The following is a 22,856-nucleotide window of genomic DNA, read 5'->3' as shown; positions in this document are numbered from 1 at the left end:
CCACCGCGGTGCCGGCGCCAACACCGGACGTACCGGCCGATGATCCGCTGCCGCCGTGTCCGCCCGAGGCCGGGGCGCCTGGGTGCGCAGGCGGGGTCGGTGAAGCACCGGCACCTTGGTTTGCCTCATGAAGACGTTGGTACAGCGACACCTGGGGAACTCCTGATCAAGGGCGAGTGGGCGAAACGGTGGGGTCAGCGGCGTTTGGCGCCGACGGGGGCGAACAGCTCCGCCATCTGTTGAATGGACTTGGCCACCGGAGACCGCGGGGCGTGCAGGATGACCGGCACCCCCTTGTTGACCGACTGGGGGATCAACACGTCGGAGGGAATCAGAGCATCGGCCTTGATCTGAAGCGTTCGCTCCACCTCGCCGATATCGAGTTTCACCTTCGAGTTGGAGCGGTTCAGCACCAGCATCAACTTGTCCATCGGCGTGTTGAGCAAGCGCAGGGTCTGCAGGCCGATCTTCACGTTCTTGATGTTCGGAATGTCCATGCCGGCCACGAGCACCACCTTGTCCGACACCTCGACGAGACCGAGGACGACTTCGTTGAAGTAGGCGGGGGTGTCGACGATCACATAGCTGCAGAACTTGCGAAGCTGCTCGACGATGGCGACCATCTCGGCCGCCCCCACCTGGTCGGCGAAGGCCGGCTCGAGTGGAGCGGGCAACACCTTGAGTCCCGATGCCTCGTGGGTGACGAGCAACGAGTCGAGCAAGGCCGAGTCCATCCGATCTAGGGAGGACACGGCATCGACGATGGTGTGATGCGGAGTGAGCTTGAGCATGACCGCCACATCGCCGAACTGCAGATCCGCGTCGACGAGACACACCGGTCCGGCGGAACGCTGGGCGAGGGCCACGGCCAGGTTCGTGGCGAGTACCGACTTCCCGGCGCCACCCTTGGTGGAAAACACCGTGATGACCTCGCCGAGTTCACCGGACCCTTCGCCGAATTCCTCGACCGAGTCCGACGGACCGCCGAGTTGCACGCGCTGTTGGGCGGCGTCGAGGTTGACCGCGACCCGCTGGATCGCCGCCGACAGTTGATCGATGTCGCCCTGCAGGGTCAGCACATCCTTGACTCCGATGCGCATCGCCTGTTGCAACAGGGAGGTGGTGAGTTCGTCGGTGACCAGAATCGCCCCGAGCGTGGCGTTGGTTGCGAGCAGGTGATCGGTCAGCGCCAGCGTGGCCGGCGCCGAACATGACGGACCGAGGACGATGACGACCGGGACCGAACCGGTGAGGCGACTCGTGAGTTCCTCGATCGAGCTGAACGGGGTCGCTCCTCCACCGAGCTGAGCGAGGATGACGTCGCGCATCTGCGGGTTCGACTCAACGACCGCAACCGAAACTCGGATGGACGGTGACGTCGGCGCTGCGACATCGCCAGAAGCGATCGCCGGCGAGCCGGTGGGCGGCGGTGGGGTCGCGGTCGCCCACTCCGGTTCACCGTAGGAGGCTTCACCGTAGGAGGTGCCGCCGTAGGAGGCTTCACCGTAGGAGGTGCCGCCGTAGGTCGCGTCGGAGAATTCCGCTCCGTACTGGTCGGCTCCGTACTGGTCGGCGCCGTACTGGTCGGCGCCGTACTGGTCGGTCGAGGTCCCGTATCCGAAGCCGTGCTCATCGTGAGGTGTGTGATCGGACATGGGATCAGCCGTTCTCGTTGGAGTCGGTGGCGGTGCCATACGGCGTGACGCCCAACACACCGGCAGCCGGGATGACTCGGGTGGCTTCAATCGGCTCCGGGACGTAGTCCTTGCGCACGAGGCTCAACCAGATCTGGATGTTCGCCGAACTCGAGGCGGCAACCAGCACCTGTGCGGCGGCCGGAGGCAGTTCGAAGGTGATCATGTTCGAGGTCGGCGGCACGGTCGTCTCGGGGGCGGCGGGATCGGTCGGCGCAGCAACCGCCGAACCCAGCGAACGGCCGACGGCGGCGATGCGTGCCTTCTGGAACAGCGAAGCGGTGCAGGATTCCATCGCAGGAGCGGCGCCGCCCTCCTCGCTCGCTGCGCCGATGACGAAGTCGGTGGTGCCGGGCGTGCATTGGCCGCTGAGGGTGATGTTCACGTAGTCGCCGGGCTGGGGAAGCTGGGCGACCCCGCGGACCTCGTCGAAGCTGATCGTCTGAAAGGTCATCCCCTCGGCGATCGCCGCTGTCGCTCCGTTCTGAGCGACGGTGTCGTTGCTGAACATCGATGCGGTGATGATGGTGCCGGGCTGCAGATCGATCTGGGCGAGCATTCCCTTGATCTCCGCCGGGCGCAGGATGGCGTCGGCCGGAACGTCGACCTGACGCCGTTCGCCCACGTCGATCGCTCCCGCGGCGATGGCCTCATCCGCATTCGAACCGCGGCCGATACCGCCCCTGGCGATCACCACCGATGTCAGCTGAACATCGCCCTGTGCCCGATCCTCGATACCTCCGACGTATTTCGAGGTCATGAAGGCGGCCAGCAATCCTGCCACCAGTGCCCCGATCAGTATCAGTGTTCTACGAGAACTCACGACGACCTCGATCCGTTGTCTGCGCTACGTGCGGCCGCCGGCACCCCCTGATGAGGTCCCTTCGCGACGGCTTGCCACGTCATTCGTCGGCAGCAACGACGCGATTACTTAGGATGTCGTGTCAAAAATCCGTGCTCACCGCCAAAACGACAGCGGCACCCGGCCGGAACCGGATGCCGCTGCTCAATTGATCGAACGGTCAGTCGACCGTGTGGGGACTACGCCTCTTCGGAAGTGCCCTCGGCGGCCGGAGCCTCGAATCCCTCGAGCGGGGTCACGCCGTCGGCGGCGAATCCCTGCTCGGCGTAATACTGCTCCCAGGCTTCCTGACCTTCGGAGGTGCCTTCGATGGCGCCACCGATGTAGTTGCCCTCATCGTCATAGGCGTGCTCGCCGAAGTGCTCCTGGTATTCGGCGGCGACGATGCCACCCTCGGCAGCCTGCTTGATCGACAGGCTGATCCGGCGACGCTGCAGGTCGAGATCGATGATCTTGACCCAGAGTTCCTCGCCGGGGGTGACGACCTGCTCGGGGAGGTCGACGTGATGCGACGACATCTCCGAGATGTGAACGAGACCCTCGATCCCGTCGCCGACCTGGATGAACGCACCGAAGGGCACCAGCTTGGTGACACGGCCATAGACCAGTTCGCCGACCTGGTGGTTGGAGGCGAACTCCTGCCACGGATCCTGCTGGGTTGCCTTGAGCGACAGGCTGATGCGCTCGCGGCTCATGTCGACCTCGAGCACCTCGACCTCGATCTCGTCGCCGACCTGGACGACAGAACCCGGGTGATCGACGTGCTTCCACGACAGTTCGGAGACGTGCACGAGGCCGTCCATGCCGCCAAGGTCGACGAACGCACCGAAGTTGACGACGCCGGAGACCACACCGCGGCGGCGCTCGCCCGGCTTGAGATTCGTGAGGAACTCGTCGCGCTGTTCCTTCTGGGTCTCTTCGAGCCATGCACGACGGCTGAGCACCACGTTGTTGCGGTTCTTGTCGAGCTCGATGATCTTCGCCTCGAGCGTCTGGCCCACATAGGGCTGAAGGTCGCGCACCCGGCGCAACTCCACCAGCGAAGCCGGCAGGAAGCCACGAAGGCCGATGTCGACGATGAGACCGCCCTTGACGACCTCGATGACCGGGCCGGACACGACGCCGTCGGCTTCCTTGATCTGCTCGATCTGACCCCACGCACGCTCGTATTGCGCACGCTTCTTCGACAGGATTAGGCGACCTTCCTTGTCTTCCTTGGTGACGACCAGCGCCTCGACCTCATCGCCGATCGAGACGAGTTCGTGCGGGTCGACGTCGTTGCGGATCGACAGCTCACGTGCCGGAATCACGCCTTCTGACTTGTACCCGATATCGAGCAGGACCTCGTCGTGGTCGACCTTGACGACCGTACCGGTGACGAGCTGTCCGTCTTCGACACCCTTCATCGACGAGGAGTAGAGGGCTTCGAGGTCGGCGTCGGAGACGTCGTAGTCGAGGATCTGGCGGTAGGCGAACTCCTCGCCGGTGGGATCGTCGGAGGTGAGTTCTGTGGTGGTATCTGACACGAAAGAGCCTGTAGGGATTGATGGATAGTGGATAGAGATGCGCTGCGATACAACGGTCGCAGCAAAGCACGAACAGGCTAGGCGCTGCGGCGGCGTTGCGCCACTACGAGAAACTCGGGCGTGTGCACCGAGGGCGCCGTGGCCACGTAGTCGCCGGGGGTGACCGAGAAGATGTCGTTCACCTCCAGGCCGGCGCGTTCGACGATCATGCGAAGTTCCCGGGGCGTGTAGCACGTGGTCCACAGTTCCGCGGGAATCGCCGTCCCACTGGGGTCGCGCACCTCGGTGGTCTCGTGGTTCACCGCGGTCGCAGCGTCGAACGTGTCGTGGTCCTCAAGCCAGCGCACCTGGAAATAGGAACTGAACGCACTCAGCCCGACGACGCCTCCCGGCCGAAGTGCGGCCTCGATGCCGCGCAGCACGGCCAGATCGTTGTCGAGGTTGGACGGATCGAGGCTCACCGGGGGGCCGCCGAGACCGAACGCCCCCTGACACAGCGAGATCGCGGCGTCGAATTCCGCCTGAAAGCTCATGTTGCGGGCGTCGCCGCACACGAATGTCGCGGTGGTCGCCGCAGCGTCTGCGTTCGCGAGGTCGATGAACGTGGCGCTGATGTCGAGCCCGACCACCTCGAATCCGCGACGAGCGAGTTCGAGGCTGTGACGGCCCGGACCGCAGCCGACGTCGAGCACGCGCATCCCTGCCTCAAGCCCGAGCACCTCGACGATGAAGTCGACCTCCTGGGCGGTACCCATCGTGAAGGAGTACCGCAGATATGCGGGTCCCATGTGGTCTGCCAGGGCCTCGAACCAGTGTCGTTGGCGATCGGCCACGGTCACCCCTTCGCCGCGGCCCACGAGTCGCCCGACGCGACGTTGACCTCGAGCGGGACGGCCATGGCAAACGCTCCGCGCATGATGTCGATGACCTGCGCCTGCACCTCATCGAGGCGTTCGGGGGCGACCTCGCAGATCACCTCGTCGTGCACCTGCAGGATCAGGCGCGCCCCGGTGTCGCCCTGTTCGAACGCGTCGTCGATCCGCACGAGCGCCACCTTGAAGATGTCTGCCGCCAGCCCTTGAATGCCGGCGTTCATGGCCTGACGCTCCCCGGCCATTCGTACCGAACGCACGCCGGAACTGAGCTCGGGAATGCGGCGCCGGCGCCCGAAAAGGGTCTCGGTGTAGCCGCGTTCGCGGGCCTCCTCGACGGTGCGATCCATGTAGTTCTTCACCGCAGGAAATGCCAAGAAGTACGCATCGAGAATGCCCTGGGCTTCCTTTGTCGCGATGTTGAGGCGCTGGGCGAGCCCGTAAGCCTCCATCCCGTAGGCCAATCCGTACGAAACCATCTTCGCTTTGGAACGCATCTCGATGCTGACGTGATCGGGTTCGACGCCAAAGACGCGCGCCGCGGTCTGGTTGTGGATGTCGCGTCCGGAGGTGAAGGCCTCGATGAGGCCCGGGTCGTGTGCCAGGTGGGCGATGCAACGCAGTTCGATCTGGTTGTAGTCGGCCACGATGAACACCGATCCGGGTGACGGGATGAACACCTCGCGGAAGCGTCGACCTTCCTCGGAACGCACCGGAATGTTGTGCAGGTTCGGCTGATCCGAACTCAGCCGACCGGTGCGGGCCACGGTCTGGTTGAAGGTGGCGTGAATCCTCCCGTCCGGGCCGACCTCGGCGAGCAGCCCGGTGCCGTAGGTGCTGCGCAGCTTCTCCATCTCCCGGTACTGCAACAGGTACTCGACGATCGGATGTTGATCGCGAATTTTCTCCAGCGAGGCGGCATCGGTGGAATAGCCCGTCTTGGTCTTCTTCTGAGTGGTCAGGCCGAGCTTGTCGAACAGGATGGTTCGCAGCTGCGGGGTCGAGTTCACGTTGAACTCCTCCCCCGCCTCGGCCACCACCGCGCCCCGCAGGCGCGCCGCTTCGGAGGTGAAGTGTTCGTTGAGCGCCGCGAGCGCGTCGCGATCGACGCCGATGCCCAGGAACTCCATGCGGGCCAACGCGGTGATCAAGGGGTATTCGATCGTGTCGGCCAATGAACTCAGGCCTTGTGCCTCGAGGGCCTCGGTGATCGGCGTCGCGACGAACGCCGTGGCGAGGGCCTCGCGCGCCGCTGCGGTCCCCACCGGTTCCGAACCGGCATCGAAATCGAGTTGCCCGGCGGGGGTGGCGTCGCCCTGGGCCAGTTCGGCGTCGGTGTATCGCTCGACCAACTCGGCGATGCCGTACCGGGTGTCGGCCGGGTCGAGCAGGTAGGCCGCGATCTTGGTGTCCATCGCCAATCTCGGCAGTGGACGGCCCTCGGTCAGCCACCGGCGAAGCAGCGGCTTGATGTCGTGGGCGATCACCTCCGGACCGTTCGCCAACAGGTCGTCGAGGGCGTCGCCATGCGCGGCGAGCACCTCAGCGTCGAACCACGACACCTCGGCGCCGTCGCGGTCGCTCACCACCGCGAGCCCAGCCAGATCGCTTCGACCGGGCTGGCCGTGCCACGAGGGCGCCAACACGATCGGTTCGGAACGGTCGGCGAAGCTCCGCAGCAACGCGGCGGCCTCATCGCCGGACACCTCGTGAACCTCGGCCTCGATGACGTTGCGTGCAGTGTCGAGTTCCGCCGTGGTCGTGTCGCCGAACGCTGCGCCCAAACGGCCGATCAACGTGCCGAACTCGAGGAACTTGAACAGGTCGCGCACCGCATCGGTGTCGACGTCGCCTCGCCGCAACTCCGACGGCGCAAGGTCGAGTTCGACGTCGCGCTTGAGCGTCATCATCTCGACGTTGCTGCGGGCCTGAGCCTCGTTTTCCTCGAGGTTCCTGCGAAGGGCCGGGGTCTGATCCGCGGTGTGCGCGTAGATACCGTCCATGTCGCCGTACGCGGTCACGAGTTTCGCCGCGGTCTTCTCCCCCACCTTGGGCACGCCGGGCAGATTGTCGGAGGGGTCGCCTCGCAGCGCCGCGTAATAGACGTACTGCGATGGTTTGACGCCGGTGCGCTCCTCGATGCCGGCCTCGTCGTAGAGCGCGTAGTCGCTGACGCCGCGCTTGTTGTACAACACGCGGATGTGGGGATCCGCCACGAGTTGGTAGCTGTCGCGATCGCCGGTCACGACGATGACGTCGATGCCGTCATCGGCCGCCTGGGTGGCCAGGGTGGCGATGATGTCGTCGGCTTCGACCCCCGCCTGTTCGAGGATCGGGATCTTCAACGTCTCGACGAGTTGGCGCACCAGCCCCATCTGTTGTCGCAAGATGTCGGGGCTGGCCTCGCGCTGGGCCTTGTAGGACTCGACCATCTTGTGGCGAAAGGTCGGTTCGGGGCGATCGAAGGTGACCGCGAGCAGGTCGGGCTGGTGATCGCGCACGAGGTTGATGAGCATCGAGGTGAACCCGAACACCGCATTGGTGACCTGCCCCGAGGCCGTGGCCATGTCGGTCGGCAGGGCGTAGAAGGCCCGGTAGGTGAGGGAGTTCCCGTCGATCAGCATCAGCGTCGTCATCGGCGCCGATGCTACTCATGACCCCCGACCCAGCCTGTTCTCCGATAACCAGTGGTCGTGATCACGACCACTGGTTATCGGAGAACGGATGTGGCGGCGGGTCAGGACGGGGAGAGTTCCCCGTCGACCACCGCCTGGGCGATTGCCTTCATCGTCGAACGTCGGTCCATCGCGCCCCGCTGCAGAAAGCGGAACGCCTGCACCTCGCTGAGCCCGTGGTCGTTCATCAACACGGCCTTGGCACGATCGGTGAGCTTTCGGGTCTCGAGTTGCTCCTCGAGCGTCGCCGACCGATCGGCGAGCGCCGCCATCTCGACGTAGCGACCGACCGCCATCTCGATCGCCGGCATGAGTTCCTCGGGCTGGAACGGCTTCACGAGGTACGCCATCACCCCGGCGTCGCGGGCGTCTTCGATCAGCTTGCGCTGGCTGAACGCGGTGAGCAGCACGACTGCGCACAGTCGTTCCGAGGCGATTTCACCCGCCGCAGTGATGCCATCCATGACCGGCATCTTGACGTCGAGGACGGCGACATCGGGCTCGTGTTGTCGCACGGCCTCCACAGCGAGGTCGCCCTGGCCGACATCGGCCACCACCTCATAGCCCTGCTCTTCGAGAATGGCGCACAGGTCCATCCGGATGATGGCGTCGTCCTCGGCCACCACGATGCGCAACGGTGCGCGCGGTTCGCTCATGATCTCCCCGATCGGCGCTGGTTCATCTCGTCGAGCAACTCGTCCTGGCGCGCCTCGAGCGAGGCGATCTTGTCGACGAGGCCCTGGCGATGACGAACGAGCGCGTCGCGATGACGGATCGCATCGTTGGAGTCAAGCACGGCGGAACGGTCGTCGCTCACGATCGACCGCAGCGCGGCGTCCTCGGCCTCATCGACGAGTTGGTCGAGCTGTTCGTCGGTCACCGCCAGATCGTCTCGGGCGCTGCGAAGGTTCTGTGCGACGGACCGTAACCGGCGTTCCACAAACCAAGACATGCGGCCCAAGTGTAGGCGACGCCTTTGCGCGCACGGATCGGACGGGGGCTCCGGCGGGTTCGCACGACGCGACTCACCCCGAACGTTTCGGTCCGGGGTGAGGTGATCGTGCGTGCTCGCTTTTGGTGCCCGGGGTGGGATTCGAACCCACACGCCCTTTCGGACAGTGGATTTTGAGTCCACCGCGTCTGCCATTCCGCCACCCGGGCCCGGCGCACACTCTAGCGTGGTCGCCATGGGTTCCACGAACGGTTCAACGAGTTCGCCACGGCGCCACCGACGGCTGCCGTTGCTCATCGCCGCCATCGCGGTCGTCGCCTTTCTCCGAGAACGGCAATTCGCCAAAAACCGCTCGGCGCTACACCCGTAGCGAAGGCGTTCAGTCCTCGGCGAGCGCCGCCAACAGGTTGGTCGGTGTGTCCTTCGGGCTGATCTTCGGCCAGGCCACCTCGATGCGGCCCGTCTCGTCGATCAGGAAGGCGCTGCGCTGCACCCCCATGTAGGTCTTGCCGTAGTTCTTCTTTTCGACCCACACCCCGTACTTCTCGGCAATGGCGTGGTCCTCGTCGGACAGCAGCGTGAAGCCGAGTTCGTACTTGTCGTCGAACTTCTTCAGTTTGGCCGGCTTGTCGGGGCTGATGCCGATGATCATCGTGTCTCCCACCTGCCCGGCGATGTCGCGGAGCCCACACGCCTGGGTCGTACAGCCGGGGGTGTCGGCACGCGGGTAGAAGTACACCAGGACCTTGCGGCCGGCCAGCTTGGACAGCTGCACCTTGGCCTCGTTCTGGTCCACCAGGGTGAACGCGGGGGCCTTCTTGCCTTCAGCGGGAGTCGTCATGGGCCCAATCTAGACACCGCGCCGAACGCGTTGAGGGCAGAGCGCGGTCGCGCCCTCCCCTCAACGAGATTTTCTTGCTGAGCGGCGCCGACCTACGGCGCCGCTGCGGCTCACTTCGGAGCAGGCTTGTCGCCCTTGGCGATGGCCTTCAGCGTGGCGCCGGCGGTGATCTTCACAGCCTTGGTCTTGCCGATCTTCATCTGCTCGCCGGTCTGCGGGTTGCGCACGACGCGGGGGTCACGGGTGACCTGCTCGAACTTGATCCAGCCGGGGATGGTGACGGTGTCCTTACCCTTGGCGACGGTCTGAGCGATGATGTCCCAGAACGCGCCGAGAACTGCGTCGACGTCCTTCTTCGACAGATCGGTGCGCTGAGCGATGGTCTCGACCAGTTCAGTCTTGTTCATGTTCCTGACCCTCCCGGGTGCATTGAAGTTACAACGGTGTGACTTTACCGAGTTTTCGGGGGTTTGTCAGCATTCGGCGTCCAAAACGCTCCGAAATTCCCCGACGAGCTCACCGACCGATTCGGCGGTACCCACCTCGATGGCGCGCCGCACGACCGCGCTGCCGACGATCACCCCGTCGGAAATCTTCGAGGTCTCCGCCGCCTGGGCCGGTGTCGAGATGCCGACACCGACCAACACCGGCTTGTCGGTCACCCCGCGCAGGCGTCGAGCGATCTCGAGTGCGGAGGCCGAAAGCGCATCTCGTTCACCGGTGATGCCGAGCAACCCGACGCCATACACGAACCCCCGAGCGCGTTCGGCGACGCGGGCGAGACGCTCATCGGAGGCCGTCGGCGCGGCCAACATGATCGTCTCGATGCCAGCGGAATCGGCGGCCGCACACCACGGAGCAGACTCCTCGATCGGGATGTCCGGCAAAATGACACCGTCGATGCCGGAATCCTTCGCGGTGCGGGCGAAACGCTCATAACCGAATCGGTAGACGAGATTCGCGTAGGTCATGACCGCCAGCAGACATCCGGCATCGAGACGAGACGCCTCGTCGAGCACGCTCACCGGGGTGGCCCCATGCGCGAGGGCGCGCTGGGAACTCTCCTGGATCACCGGCCCGTCCATCACCGGATCGGAAAAGGGGATACCGATCTCGATGAGGTCGGCACCGGCCTGCGCTGCGGCGCGTACCTGGTCCTGCCAGCCGGGGAGCCCGCCGGTGAGGTAGATCACCAGGCTCTTTCGGCCAGCCTGGCGGTTGGCGAGAAATCGCGCCTCGATGGGCCCCGGCTCCGGCGAAACTCCCACGACGCCTGCTGCACCCACGACGCTCACGACTCCTCCCCCAGGAACTCATGGCCGACGAGGCCCATCATCTGATCGACGTCCTTGTCGCCACGACCCGACAGGTTCACGATCACGTGGCTGCCGGCAACCCGCTTCGCCTCACGCATGACCCAGGCGAGCGCGTGTGCCGACTCGAGCGCCGGGATGATCCCCTCGGCCCGGCTCAGGGTCTTGAAAGCCTCGATCACCTCGTCGTCGCTGACGGGGTGGAACTCGACGCGGCCGATGGCGGCGAGATGCGCATGTTCGGGCCCCACCCCCGGGTAGTCGAGCCCCGCCGAAATGGAGTGTGCCTCCTCGACCTGCCCGAACTCGTCCTGCATCAGATAGCTGTGCATGCCGTGCACAATGCCCGGAACCCCGCGCTGCACCGCCGCCCCTCCGGCGGGTTCCACGCCGATGATGGTGGCATCGGTGTCGATGAACCCGCTGAACAGCCCGATGGCGTTCGATCCTCCACCCACCGCGGCGACCACGACGTCGGGGGTGCCACCGACCGCGGCGTCGAACTGCTCGGCCGCCTCACGGCCGAGCACTCGGTGAAACTCGCGCACCATCCACGGATACGGGTGCGGCCCCATCACCGAACCGAGGCAGTAATGGCTCGACTCCACGGTCGCCACCCAGTCGCGCATCGCCTCGTTCACCGCATCTTTGAGGGTGCGGCTTCCCGAGCTTGCCGGCCGCACCGTGGCACCGAGCAACTTCATCCGAAAGACGTTGAGTTCCTGGCGGGCGATATCGACCTCGCCCATGTAGACGACGCAGTCCATCCCCAACAGCGCCGCCGCGGTCGCGGTCGCCACGCCGTGTTGGCCGGCGCCCGTTTCGGCGACGAGGCGGGTCTTGCCCATCCGCTTCGCCAGGAGCGCCTGCCCCAACACGTTGTTGATCTTGTGCGAGCCGGTGTGATTGAGGTCTTCTCGCTTGAGCCAGAGATGGCACCCCAACCGCTCCGACAGGTTCGAGCAGTAGGTCAGCGGCGACGGGCGACCACCGTAGGACGCCAACAGGTGATCGAGTTCCGCGCGAAAACCGTCGTCGGCCCACGCCTCGCGAAACGCCCGATCGAGGTCCTGGCACGCTGGGACAAGGGTTTCGGGAACGAACATTCCGCCGAAGTCGCCGAATCGGCCGTCGACGGGGTCGCCCATCAACGTCGCCGGTCTGATCGTTTCGCTCACGGTGTCTGCCTCATTGGATCTGTCTCGTGGACTCATAGGTCGGAGTCGTCGTACCAGTCGAAGGGCGCCGACGTACTCGCGGCCCCATCGGGGTCGGCACCGGGATCGTCGACCTCCGATGCCGCGGGTGCAGCGGCGCGCACTGCGGCGATGAACTCGCTCACCAGCACCGGATCCTTCTGCCCCGGCGAGGCCTCGACCCCGGTCGACACGTCGACCCCCCACGGACGAACCCGTTCCACCGCCGCTGCGACGTTGTCGGCGGTCAAACCCCCGGCGAGGATCAGCCGGGCTCCGTCGGGCACCCCGTCGACCAGGTTCCAATCGAAGACCTTCCCGCTGCCGGGAACCTGGGCGTCGAGCAACATCGCATCCGCCCGGTACTCCTCGAACCGCTCGATCCCCGGGGATCCCGCGGCGAAGGCGACGATGAGGCGGCGCGGCCGCGGGGTGATCTCGGAGGCCAGTTGCGGGGTCTCATGGCCGTGGAGCTGAACGCCGCGAAGGCCCGCTTCGAGCACTGCGTTGGAAATGAACTGTGGGTCCTGGTCGCGAAACACCCCGATCGGCTCCACCTCAGGCGGCAGCCGCCTGGTGATGTCGCGGGCGACACCGACGCTCACCTGTCGAGGCGAGGGAGCGAACACGAACCCGATGGCATCGGCCCCGAGGGCCACCGCCATCAAGGCGTCCTCCTCGTTGGTGATGCCACAGATCTTCACCCACATGGCCCCAACCTACCGGTCGTGGTGAGGGGGTCGCCGCACCTTTAACGCCGCGAGTGCTGCGCCCGGATCCCCGCTGGTCACCAGGTGCTCCCCCACCAGGACCGCGTCATATCCGGCAGCGGCGAGAGCCTCGGCATCGGAGCGTCCCCGCACACCGGATTCGGCGACCTTGACCACACCGTCGGGAATGGTGGCCGCGACCCGCACCGCCCGGTCCTGGTCGACCTCGAAGGTCTCCAGGTCGCGCTGGTTCACACCGATGAGCGTTCCCCGGGTCGTACGCAGCGCCCGTTCGACCTCGGCCTCATCGTGGGTTTCGACCAACACGTCGAGGCCCAACTGCGCAGCGAGATCGTCGAAGTTGGCCAACTCCTCGTCGCTGAGCGCGGCGACGATCAACAGCACGCAGTCGGCTCCCATCAACCGGGCATCGACGACGTCGAGTGCACATACGGTGAAATCCTTGCGCAGCACCGGCAACGACACCGCCGCACGGGCTTGGGCAAGGTCGTTTGCGGACCCTCCGAAGTGGTGCTCGTCGGTCAGGACCGACAGACACGCGGCGCCGCCGGCCTCGTAGGTCTGCGCCAACCCGGCCGGGTCGAGTTCGGCGAACAAGTCCCCCTTCGACGGCGACCGGCGTTTGACCTCCGAGATGACGGCCAGCGTGGCGTCGGCGGTCTCTGCGGTCGACCCGAGGAGCGCGTCGCGAAATCCCCGAGGCGCCTCCATCGCTGCGGCACGATGCATCAACTCGTCGAGGCTGCGACGGTCGGCCGCGGCGCGGGCGCGGTGGAACTCGAGGATTCGATCGAGGTAGGTAGCCATGACGGCCTTGAACCTACCTGTTCTGCGAGCCGACCCCGCGCTCCTTGGCTGCCGTGGCCGACGCGAGCCTCACGATGAGCGCGCCCAGCGCACTGACCACGACGAACACCGCCGCGATCACCAGCAACGACGGGCTCGACGTCGCTGCCCCGCATGCGCCGATGAGGCCGCCGATGGCGAACAGCACCAATGGAGCGAAGCGGGTTCCGCGCCCAAGGGTTCCGCGCCCGACGGTTTGGTCGACCGGGGTCGGACTGGGAGGGGTGAACTGCTCCCCACCGCCAAACTGGGACCCTCCGGGCCGACCGGTCGCGGGCTGACCGATTGGGGGTTGACCGGATCGCTGGTTGGGATGCAGGTCGGAGAAATCGAGGTGATGTGGAGGCGTCGGCCAGTGATAATCGGCCCCGACGCGCCCGGCGCGCGGCAGCGGCGTGGTCCTAACGCGTGTCGCCCGAGATTCGTCGCCGGCACGACCGCCGGCCGCGGGTGCGGGCAGATCCGGAATCGACAGGTCGTAGAACGCCCGCTTCTCCTCGTCGCGCAGCGTCGCCCAGGCTTCATTGAGCTCTCGCATCCGAGCTTCACCGGACGGGCCGGCCACGTCCGGGTGGGCCTGGCGCGCTGCGTGCAGGTAGGCGTGGCGAATCTCCTCAACCCCCGCATCACGACGCACGCCGATCACCTCGTAGTAACTGTTTCCGCCCACAGAACCTCACTCCTTGGCAGCAACTCTCGTTACCACCGCTTCCGCCGAGCCCACCGTTACCCGAGTGTCCGGTTCGACCGAACGCTTGAGCATCGACAATGCCACGCCATGACTCGAAGAGGTTACCGCGCCCACCACACCATCGGAAAGGGTATTCGCCACGACCTCCGCACCGATCTGGACCATGGCACCGGGGTCGTCGAAGACGAGCACGCTCAGATGCCGCGGGGTGTTGTTGCCCCGGGCATCGACCCGGGCGACGAGTTCCTGCCCCGTGTAACACCCCTTGGTCCAACTCACCGATTCCTCCACGAGCCACGGGCCCAACTCCCCGGGAATCGTGTCCTCGTCGAAGTCGACACCGAAGGTGGGAACTCCGTGTGAGATACGCAGGCGTTCGACCGCAACCGGGTCGAGTTCCATTCCCGCGGGGGCCGCTATCAGCGCCGGGTCGGAACAGATGAGGTCGACTCCGCGCACCCCCACCGACGACCCGGCCGGCGCCCCGACCGGCACACTCGCCGCCTGTGCCGGCACCACGACATCGGCATCGGCACCGGCACCGGCACCGGCATCGGCGAGCGACCGCACCGACAACATCTGGTGGCCCACCGCCAACGACATCGCCACCTCGACTCGCAACTTGAACCGTTCGAGCCGAGCGAGCGCGTCCGGGGCCGCGGCCGGTTCGAGGTCGAGCACGAACGCCTCGTCGCCGACACGATGCACCCGCAGCCACGCCACGGTCTTTCCGCTCGGAGCGAGCAGCAACGACCACCGACTGTCGGCAACGTTCATCGAGGCGACGTCCTGGCTCAGTTGTCCCTGCAGATACGACGCCGAGTCCGGTCCTTCGACCGTGATCACACTGCGTTCGACCCATGCCCCAACGAGGTTGCCCATAGGGTTGAGTCTTCCATGGCTGCCAGCTTTCATCTGACATCGGACGATCGACAACGCCTCGCCGATCTGCGCCGTATGCGTCGGCTCGCATCGCTGGTGCTGCTGGGTGCGACCGTCGTGTTCGTCATCGCTCGCCTCCTCGAGGTCCGCGTCGATGACACCTGGGGATATTTGCGGGCAACCGCCGAGGCCGGGATGGTCGGGGGGATCGCCGACTGGTTCGCCGTCACCGCGCTGTTTCGCCACCCGTTGGGGATTCCGATCCCACACACCGCCATCCTCCCCAACCGAAAGGATCAGCTCGGACGCACCTTCGGCGGGTTCGTCCAGGGCAGCTTCCTCGCTCCTGAGGTACTCACTCAACGCCTCGAAGGGGTCAGCGTGTCGGACCGCATGGCGCAATGGCTGCTCGAGTCCGACAACTCCGAACTCGCGGCCGAGAAGGCGGCGGCGCTGTTGGCGACGATCGCCCGTCTGTTGCCGGACGAGGAGATCGGCGACCTGCTCGTCAACGACGTCCTCGGCCGCCTCGATCAGGTCGATGTTGCACCGATCGCCGGGCAGGTCCTCGACATCACCACCGAGGACGGCCGCCATCACCAGCTGCTCGACGCGGTGCTCAAGGGGCTCAGCGACATGTTGAACGAGCAGCGCGGCGTACTGCGCGCCCGGTTCATGCAGGAGTCGCCGTGGTGGGTGCCTGAGGCGGTCGACGACAAGGTTTTCGACAAGATCTATTCGGGGCTGAACACGTTCATTTCCGAGATCCGGTCGAACCCGCACCACGAGGTGCGTCGACACGTCGACCGCAAGGCCCGCGAGCTGGCGGTGAAGTTTCGAGAGTCACCCGAACTGGCCGAGCGCGCCAATCAGTTGAAGATGGACGTCATTCAGAACCCGGCCGTACGCGACTGGATCATCGACGTCTGGGGCGAGTTGCGCGACGGGCTCATCGAACAGGCGGCAACCCCCGATTCCGCCCTGCGGGCACGCCTCGCCGAGGCCGCCCGATCGATGGCGCAGCGCCTCCGCACCGACGCCGAGCTGCGCGAGCGGATCGACGCCGGCGCACGCGAGGTCACGGTGTCGATGGCTCGCCGCTACGGCGCGGAGGTCGCCGGATTTGTCGAGACCACGGTGCAGCGCTGGGACACCGCAGAGACCACCGCACGGGTCGAGGTGCTCCTCGGCCGCGACCTGCAGATCATCCGGATCAACGGCTCGGTCGTCGGCGGCCTCGCCGGGCTGATCATCTACACCTTCTCGCGCCTGCTCACCTGATCGCGTGCCCGCCTACTGAGCCCGCCGCCCAGCCCGTTCTCCGATAACCAGTGGTCGTGATCACGACCACTGGTTATCGGAGAACGGTGCTTGACGCCCCCACGTGCGGTTCGTAGCCTCGCCGGCCATGTCAGGGCCGAGTTCGGGTACCAGAGTGCAGACGATTTCACGTGGAATCATGAGATACCTCAAGCACTTTGGTCTCCCAAGGACGGTGAAATACCTCGTCCTCGACCGTCCCGGCGCAACGGGATTTCTCGAGCTGACCTGGGAGGGGTACCCGGCGCCGTTTCGGCTCCGCCGCGGCGGGACCGACCTGCGAACCTTCGTCCACGTCATCGCCGGCGAAGGCTATCAACTGCCCTGGGACCTCAAATCCGAGCCGCGTTGGATCATCGACGCCGGAGCAAACTGCGGATTATCAGCCGTGTACTTCGCGAAGACCTACCCGACCGCCACGGTCATCGCCATCGAACCCGACGAGGAGAACTTCCGCCTTCTCGTTCACAACACCGCTTCCTACGACAATATCGTCTGCGTGAAGGCGGCGTTGTGGCCGCGGTCGGGATCGATCAACCTCGTCGACCCTGGGGTGGGGGCATGGGGTTACCGAGCGGCCGATTCCACCGATCCCGGGGCCGAGGACGCCGCTGAACCTGGCGGACCGAACACCGAGGCATCGCTGCCGAGCACCGAAATCGCAGCAGTCACCGTCGAGGAGTTGATCGCCGACCACGGCATCGACGAGATCGGAATCCTCAAGGTCGACATCGAGGGCGGTGAACACGCCGTGTTCGGTTCCGCCGACGGATGGATCGACCGGGTCGAAACGATCGCCATCGAACTCCACGACCGTTTCCAGCCGGGCTGCACCGAGGTCTTCGAGGCGGCCACCGCCGAATTCACCCGCCGGGTGGAGCGCAGCGAAGACCTTTTCGTCGGCCGCTGAATCCCACCCGCCACGGATCCGGTCGAACGCAGATTCAGGCGAACGCTGATCGAACCCTGTCGTGACGGGCGACGAGCGACGAGCGTGACAGACTGAGGCCATGGATTCCTCGACGATGCTCAGACGCTTCGAGGACGAGGCGCGGCGTTTCGCCGAATTGGTCGCCGCCACCCCCGCCGATAGCGCCGTACCGACCTGTCCGGGGTGGACCTTGACCCGCTTGGTCGTCCACCAGGGTTCGATTCTCCACTGGGCCCGAGCGCTGATCGACGCCAACGGCGAATACCTCGATCGCAGATCGCTCGACATCGGCCTGCCAGGAGTCGACGCGAGCCCGCAGATCTGGGCTGATTGGCTGCTGGAGTCGGCGACCCTGGTCATCGAGGCGCTCGAGCGGATCCCCGACGACACCCCCACCTGGACCTGGGGCGACGGCACCACCGCTGCTTGGTGGACTCGCCGCCTGCTTCACGAAACGGCGGTTCACCGCATCGACGCCGAGCTTGCGGCAGGCAACACCGACTGGACGATCGATGCCGAGGTCGCGATCGACGCGATCGACGAACACCTCGCCAACGTCGAGGCATCGGGGTCGTTCTGCGACGCGGTTACTCACCTACGTGGCGACGGCTCGATCCACCTACACACCACCGACCTCGACGGTGAATGGCTGATCGATCTCAACCCCCACGGGTTCACGATCGGCCACGGCCCACGCGCTGCGACGACGGCCACGAGGCAAACGGTGGCCGCGAGAGGAACGGCGCGAGACCTCCTCGCCGCGGTGACCAACCGAGCCTCGAGCACCAACGGGCTTCCCGACGGCCTCCAGATATTCGGTGAACCCGGGATGCTCGTGTGGTGGTTCACCAACAGCGCGCTCACGTGACGCCCGGCCCTGAGCCCGAGCGCTTTGGTGTCAGTCGTTGACGATCAGTCGTTGACGATCAGTCGTTGACGATCAGTCGTTGACGATCAGTCGTTGACGATCAGTCGTTGACGATCAGTCGTTGAGGAGCAGCGACGACCCGATCGAGGTGACGATGCTGTAGAGAATCGCGGCGAACAGTCCGCTCCAGAAGGTGTCGATTTCGAAGCCTGGCGCCACCTCAGCGGCGAGCAACAACAACACGGCGTTCACCACGAGAGCGAACAGCCCGAAGGTCAGGATCGTCAGCGGCAGCGACAGCAGCTTGAGAACAGGACCGATGAGCGCGTTCACGATGCCGATGATGAGCGCAGCGAAGATGGCCGCACCCCAGTCCTCCACACGAATCGTGTCGCGGAACACCACCGGCAACAACATCACCGCACCGGTTGAGATCGCCCATCGGACCAGCAGTCGTTTCATGGCGCGCAGGCTATCCGCTGAGCCGCGGGAGCGTGTCGGGCGCTTTGGGTTTGACGGTCGCGGGCTTCGTTGTCGGGGGTCGCGTTTAGAGTCATACATATGTTCGAGGGCTTCGACACCGAACTGAATAGCCTGGGTTCCGGGATCGACGATGTTGCGGTGTTGTTCGAGCTGCAACGCCGTTTGGATCTACACATGATCGACGTGTTGGGCGAACTGGATGCTGTTGGGATGACCGACATCGTCGAGGGCCTGTCCACCAAAGCGTGGGTGTCGAAGACGGCTCGTTGTTCGGGGGTGACCGCGGCGCGTCGGGTTTCGGTGGCTCGGGCGGTACGGCGGCGGTATCGGCCCGAGGTGTTGGACCGGCTCCGCTCCGGTGTTGTCGGGTTTGATCACCTGGTGGTGATCGGCCGGTGGTCGAACCCGCGTATCGAACCCACCTGGTCCGACAACGCCGGGCCCATGTTGGATTTGGCGGAGCATTTGACGTTCGCGAAATGGGAGAAGGTCATCGCCGCGTTGGCACGACTCGTCGACACCGACGGCACCGAACCCGCCCCACCAGCAGAAGAGTCCTGGCTCGACCTACGCGACATCCACGGCCCCGACGGCGTCATCGGCGTGGAGATCGTCGGAGAGTTCTTCGGCGACTACGCGGAGGTCGTCCGCCAAGCCATCACCGACGCCACCAACCGTCACCGCAAAGCTGTCCGCAACGACGCCGAACAATTCGGCGGGTCGCCGACGACATCAGAATCGCAGTTGCGGGCGAAAGCGTTGATGGACCTGTGCCGGTTCGGCACCCAGTTCACCCTGTCGGGTAACTACCGGCCAGGCACCGCCGAAGTCACAGTGATTCTGCAACACGACGAACACGGTAAACCACGCGCGTATTCGCCTACGGGTGATCCACTCACCGCCGATGTGATCGAACGCATGATGTGTGACCCAGAACTACGCGCCGTCCTGTTGGACTCGCTCGGCCAACCGCTCGATGTCGGCCACTCCGTGCGATTGGCGACCGACGCGCAACGCGCCGCACTCGCCGCGCGTGATGGCGGGTGTTGTTTTCCCGGCTGTGAGGCTCCCGCACAACAAACCGAAGCCCACCACGTGCGCCATCACCGCAACGGCGGCGCCACCGCAGTGAACAACCTGGCGTGCCTGTGCCGACACCACCACGGCCTGGTGCACCGCGTCGGCTGGGCCATGCACATCACCACCGACGGATGGACCCTCTACACCCACCCCTGTGGCATCACCATCTGGGGGCAACAACACGGCGTACAACGCCAAGGCCCCATCCCCGAAGAATTCGCGGCAGAACCCGAACCTCCGGCCCGACCCAAAGTGAAAGTCCGCGGCGGAACCATCGACCTCGCCGACGCGATCGCCACCATCCGGCGCCGCTACGACCGCATGACCGCCACCCCCAACACCCGCATGTACCGACCCCACGACGCCCGCAGGTCAAACACAGGCCGAAACTCGGGCCGGAGCAGCCGAACCGGCGGAGCGACGAGGGCCAGGCGAGCCACAGTCGGGCAACTCTCACTCACCCCGACCAAACCACCCCAACCACCGATACGCCAATGAACCGACGACCCCACCGACTCAGGAACCGGCTCAGGCCTCCGAGGCACTCCGCGATGTCACCGCGCTGTCCCGCGGGCACGCGACCGCGCCTTTGTTGCGGCGTTCGGCGGGGACGCTGATCGCCTCATGCACTGACCACCTCGTGCGCTGACTACCTCATGCACTGACCACCTCGTGCGCTGACTACCTCGTGCGCTGGGCGGTCATCCGTTCGGCCGGGCGCACCGCGGCGAGCAAGGCTTTCGCCTTGTTTCGGGTTTCGAGTTCCTCGTCCGCCGCAACGGAATCGGCCACCACCCCGGCGCCGGCCTGCACGCTGGCCCGAAACGGCATCTCGCCGTCGGCGGTGTCGATGATCATCGTGCGGATCGCGATGGCGGTGTCGATGTTGCCCGAGAAATCGAGATATCCGACGACCCCCGCATACGGACCACGCTTGGTGGGCTCGAGTTCGTCGATGATCTCCATCGCCCGGACCTTGGGCGCCCCCGACACGGTGCCGGCGGGCAGTGTGGCCTTCAACACGTCGATGGGCGTTCTGCCCTCGGCGAGGGCGCCCGACACCTGACTCGTCAGGTGCATGACGTGGCTGAAGCGCTCGAGGGTCATGAGCTCGTCGACCTTGCACGTCCCGAACTCCACGACGCGGCCGACGTCGTTGCGGGCCAGGTCGACCAACATGATGTGCTCGGCGCGTTCCTTGGGGTGCTCCAACAGCTCGGCCGCAAGTCGACGGTCGTGCTCATCGGTCGTGCCGCGGAACCGGGTCCCGGCGATCGGCCGGCTGATCACCTGCCCGCCGAGCAGTTGCACCATCGGTTCGGGTGAACAACCCACCAGCGACAGCTCCGGTTCGCGCACGAAATACATGTACGGCGACGGGTTGATCTGACGCAGCACCCGGTACACGTCGAAGGGGTCGGCGTCGACCTCGAAATCGAAGCGCTGGGCCAGAACCACCTGGAAGATGTCACCGCTGCGGATGTACTCCTTGGCGACCTCAACCGCGGATTCGTACTGCCCCGGGGGCATCGAGGACTCGACCGCTGGCAACTCGTCAGATTTCGACGGTGGCGACACCATCGGCTCATCCAGCGGGGTGGCCCCGTCGGCCGCCATGGCGTCGATCCGTGCGACGGCCTCGTCGTAGAGCGCGTCGAGGTCCGCGTCGCTCGCCCCCTCGGGCACGTACACGTTCGAGATCAGCAACGCCCGCTGGCTCCAGTGGTCGAGCGCGACGAGGTCGCCGATCAGGCTCAGGACCGCATCGGGCCACCCACGGTCGTCGTTCGGCACCCCGGGAAGGTGTTCGACCTCACGAACCACGTCGTAGCCCAGGTAGCCGACGATGCCCGAGTGCAGCGGCGGCAACGTGTCGTCCTCCTCGGCCCGGTATCGCTCGAGCAGCTGCTCCACGACCGCCAAAACTCCACCGGACAGGTCGAGGCCATCGGGCAGATCGCCGGTCACGGTGATCTCGCCACCGCGGCACACCAGGCGCGCCCGCGGCGACCGGCCGACGAAGGACCAACGGTTCCACCGACCGGCGGTGCCGACCGACTCGAGGAGAAACCCGGACTCGTTCGCCCCCTCACCCACGCCGCACAAACGACCGAACACCGCCACCGGGGTGACCTGATCGGCGAGCAGCTCGCGCCGCACCGGCACCACGGTGGCACGCCGGGCAGCGGCTCGGAACTCGTCGCGGCCGGGGATCACCCCGCCGATCTCGCCATCCTCCGACACGCTCAGGCCCCCGCCTCGCCAAATGAGGAAAAGAAGCAGGTGTACGCGCCGGTGTGACACGCACCCTTGCCCTCCTGCACGACCTTGAACAACAGCGTGTCGCCGTCGCAGTCGTAGTAGGCCTCACGGATGAATTGACGATCGCCGGAGGTGTCGCCCTTTCGCCACACCTCGGAACGGCTCCGCGACCAGAACACGGTGCGGCCCTGTTCGAGGCTCATGCGCAGCGTTTCGGAGTTCATCCAGGCCATCATGAGCACCGCGCCGGTGTCGATGTCCTGCACGATGGCGGCCACGAGGCCGTGTTCGTTATAGGTCACCTTGTCGAGCGCCTCAACGGTCGGGGTGATAGGGGTGACGGCAATAGCTGAGTCGCTCATAGTTCCAGTCTCGATCACAAATACAGGCCGGTGCTGCCGACCTCGAGCCGTTCCGCAGCGACGGCGTGGACGTCGCGCTCGCGAAGGATGATGAACAGGTCGCCGTTCACCTCGACCTCACTGAGATCGGACGGATCGAACAGCACCTGATCGCCGATCTCGACGTTGCGAACCGCCGGACCGGCAGCCTTCACCTCCGCCCAGCTCAAGCGCCGGCCCATCTGCGCCGTGGCCGGAATCAGGATTCCGCCCGAGCTTCGGCGTTCGCCTTCCGCAGCGTCGAGCTGCACCATCAGGCGGTCTTGAAGCATCTTGATGGGCAACTTGTCGACGCGCCCCATCGGGCGCGAGCCGGCGGGGGCTGCCGGAATGCCAGCGGTGTCGGCCTCGGCGCCTTGGCTGTCGCCAGATGTGCCATCGGGGGTGTCGGCTGAGATGCCGTCGGGGGTGTCGCTCACGCAGGGTCTTT

The 22,856-nt window shown here is 65.8% G+C and carries 23 protein-coding genes and 1 tRNA gene; 4 read left to right on the top strand and 20 right to left on the bottom strand.

The annotated features are described in order from the left end of the window. Positions 1-194: 194 nt before the first annotated feature. From M9952_12560 to M9952_12485, 16 genes are all read right to left on the bottom strand, one after another. The gene (locus M9952_12560) at positions 195-1,655 is read right to left on the bottom strand and encodes a P-loop NTPase (GenBank protein MCO5313754.1); all 1,461 of its coding nucleotides are present in this window, start codon (positions 1,653-1,655) and stop codon (positions 195-197) included. A gap of 4 nt (positions 1,656-1,659) precedes the next feature. Then, on the bottom strand, positions 1,660-2,517 hold the full coding sequence (gene cpaB / locus M9952_12555; GenBank protein ID MCO5313753.1) for a Flp pilus assembly protein CpaB: 858 nt from the start codon (positions 2,515-2,517) through the stop codon (positions 1,660-1,662). A gap of 218 nt (positions 2,518-2,735) precedes the next feature. Next, positions 2,736-4,082, bottom strand: coding sequence for a 30S ribosomal protein S1 (rpsA, locus tag M9952_12550; GenBank protein ID MCO5313752.1), 1,347 nt, complete (start codon positions 4,080-4,082; stop codon positions 2,736-2,738). Positions 4,083-4,159: 77 nt separating this feature from the next. Continuing rightward, positions 4,160-4,915, bottom strand: a complete 756-nt coding sequence (locus M9952_12545) for a methyltransferase domain-containing protein (GenBank protein ID MCO5313751.1) — start codon at positions 4,913-4,915, stop codon at positions 4,160-4,162. Positions 4,916-4,917: 2 nt separating this feature from the next. Further along, the gene (gene polA, locus M9952_12540; GenBank protein ID MCO5313750.1) at positions 4,918-7,590 is read right to left on the bottom strand and encodes a DNA polymerase I; all 2,673 of its coding nucleotides are present in this window, start codon (positions 7,588-7,590) and stop codon (positions 4,918-4,920) included. A gap of 101 nt (positions 7,591-7,691) precedes the next feature. Continuing rightward, positions 7,692-8,285 (bottom strand): response regulator, encoded by a 594-nt coding sequence (locus tag M9952_12535; GenBank protein ID MCO5313749.1) that lies wholly within the window; start codon positions 8,283-8,285, stop codon positions 7,692-7,694. Continuing rightward, on the bottom strand, positions 8,282-8,581 hold the full coding sequence (locus tag M9952_12530; GenBank protein MCO5313748.1) for a hypothetical protein: 300 nt from the start codon (positions 8,579-8,581) through the stop codon (positions 8,282-8,284). The genes M9952_12535 and M9952_12530 overlap by 4 nt, the downstream gene beginning before the upstream one ends. Before the next feature lie 123 nt (positions 8,582-8,704). Beyond that, positions 8,705-8,790: transfer RNA gene (locus M9952_12525), tRNA-Leu, on the bottom strand. Between the two features lie 170 nt (positions 8,791-8,960). Further along, positions 8,961-9,422 carry a thioredoxin-dependent thiol peroxidase gene (gene bcp / locus M9952_12520; GenBank protein ID MCO5313747.1) on the bottom strand — a complete coding sequence of 154 codons (462 nt, stop codon included), beginning with the start codon at positions 9,420-9,422 and terminating at the stop codon, positions 8,961-8,963. Between the two features lie 110 nt (positions 9,423-9,532). Beyond that, positions 9,533-9,829: an HU family DNA-binding protein gene (locus M9952_12515; GenBank protein ID MCO5313746.1), complete on the bottom strand. Its 297-nt coding sequence runs from the start codon at positions 9,827-9,829 to the stop codon at positions 9,533-9,535. A gap of 66 nt (positions 9,830-9,895) precedes the next feature. After that, positions 9,896-10,717: a tryptophan synthase subunit alpha gene (trpA, locus tag M9952_12510; protein MCO5313745.1), complete on the bottom strand. Its 822-nt coding sequence runs from the start codon at positions 10,715-10,717 to the stop codon at positions 9,896-9,898. Then, positions 10,714-11,913 carry a tryptophan synthase subunit beta gene (gene trpB, locus M9952_12505; GenBank protein MCO5313744.1) on the bottom strand — a complete coding sequence of 400 codons (1,200 nt, stop codon included), beginning with the start codon at positions 11,911-11,913 and terminating at the stop codon, positions 10,714-10,716. Before trpB ends, trpA begins: the two co-directional genes overlap by 4 nt. A 32-nt stretch (positions 11,914-11,945) precedes the next feature. Then, a complete protein-coding gene (locus tag M9952_12500; protein MCO5313743.1) occupies positions 11,946-12,641 on the bottom strand; it encodes a phosphoribosylanthranilate isomerase in 696 nt (231 codons plus the stop codon). 9 nt (positions 12,642-12,650) lie between these two features. Beyond that, complete coding sequence (locus M9952_12495) at positions 12,651-13,469, bottom strand: indole-3-glycerol phosphate synthase TrpC (protein MCO5313742.1); 819 nt, start codon at positions 13,467-13,469, stop codon at positions 12,651-12,653. 13 nt (positions 13,470-13,482) lie between these two features. After that, complete coding sequence (locus tag M9952_12490; GenBank protein MCO5313741.1) at positions 13,483-14,178, bottom strand: DnaJ domain-containing protein; 696 nt, start codon at positions 14,176-14,178, stop codon at positions 13,483-13,485. 6 nt (positions 14,179-14,184) lie between these two features. Beyond that, the gene (locus M9952_12485; protein MCO5313740.1) at positions 14,185-15,081 is read right to left on the bottom strand and encodes a hypothetical protein; all 897 of its coding nucleotides are present in this window, start codon (positions 15,079-15,081) and stop codon (positions 14,185-14,187) included. A gap of 15 nt (positions 15,082-15,096) precedes the next feature. Here M9952_12485 and M9952_12480 point away from each other — a divergent pair, with 15 nt between their 5' ends. The 3 genes from M9952_12480 to M9952_12470 all read left to right on the top strand — a co-directional run bounded on the left by M9952_12480 (position 15,097) and on the right by M9952_12470 (position 18,200). Next, positions 15,097-16,362 carry a DUF445 domain-containing protein gene (locus M9952_12480; GenBank protein ID MCO5313739.1) on the top strand — a complete coding sequence of 422 codons (1,266 nt, stop codon included), beginning with the start codon at positions 15,097-15,099 and terminating at the stop codon, positions 16,360-16,362. A gap of 178 nt (positions 16,363-16,540) precedes the next feature. After that, positions 16,541-17,311: an FkbM family methyltransferase gene (locus tag M9952_12475; protein MCO5313738.1), complete on the top strand. Its 771-nt coding sequence runs from the start codon at positions 16,541-16,543 to the stop codon at positions 17,309-17,311. A 100-nt stretch (positions 17,312-17,411) separates the two neighbouring features. Further along, on the top strand, positions 17,412-18,200 hold the full coding sequence (locus tag M9952_12470; protein MCO5313737.1) for a maleylpyruvate isomerase family mycothiol-dependent enzyme: 789 nt from the start codon (positions 17,412-17,414) through the stop codon (positions 18,198-18,200). 114 nt (positions 18,201-18,314) lie between these two features. Here the strand turns inward: M9952_12470 and M9952_12465 are convergent, their stop codons facing one another. Continuing rightward, complete coding sequence (locus M9952_12465) at positions 18,315-18,662, bottom strand: phage holin family protein (GenBank protein MCO5313736.1); 348 nt, start codon at positions 18,660-18,662, stop codon at positions 18,315-18,317. A gap of 99 nt (positions 18,663-18,761) precedes the next feature. On the opposite strand from M9952_12465, the gene M9952_12460 reads away from it, so the two are divergent. Then, the gene (locus M9952_12460; GenBank protein ID MCO5313735.1) at positions 18,762-20,261 is read left to right on the top strand and encodes an HNH endonuclease; all 1,500 of its coding nucleotides are present in this window, start codon (positions 18,762-18,764) and stop codon (positions 20,259-20,261) included. Between the two features lie 183 nt (positions 20,262-20,444). Here M9952_12460 and M9952_12455 read toward each other — a convergent pair whose 3' ends face one another. The 3 genes from M9952_12455 to M9952_12445 are packed head-to-tail and all read right to left on the bottom strand — an operon-like array spanning position 20,445 to position 22,845. Then, positions 20,445-22,007 carry a chorismate-binding protein gene (locus tag M9952_12455; GenBank protein MCO5313734.1) on the bottom strand — a complete coding sequence of 521 codons (1,563 nt, stop codon included), beginning with the start codon at positions 22,005-22,007 and terminating at the stop codon, positions 20,445-20,447. A 2-nt stretch (positions 22,008-22,009) separates the two neighbouring features. Further along, positions 22,010-22,387, bottom strand: a complete 378-nt coding sequence (gene hisI / locus M9952_12450) for a phosphoribosyl-AMP cyclohydrolase (protein ID MCO5313733.1) — start codon at positions 22,385-22,387, stop codon at positions 22,010-22,012. A 14-nt stretch (positions 22,388-22,401) separates the two neighbouring features. Continuing rightward, positions 22,402-22,845, bottom strand: a complete 444-nt coding sequence (locus tag M9952_12445; protein MCO5313732.1) for a co-chaperone GroES — start codon at positions 22,843-22,845, stop codon at positions 22,402-22,404. Positions 22,846-22,856: the final 11 nt, after the last annotated feature.

This window comes from Microthrixaceae bacterium (assembly GCA_023957975.1).
In the GTDB taxonomy this organism is placed as follows: Bacteria; Actinomycetota; Acidimicrobiia; order Acidimicrobiales; family Microtrichaceae; genus JAMLGM01.
This window is presented reverse-complemented; position numbering and strand designations above follow the sequence as displayed.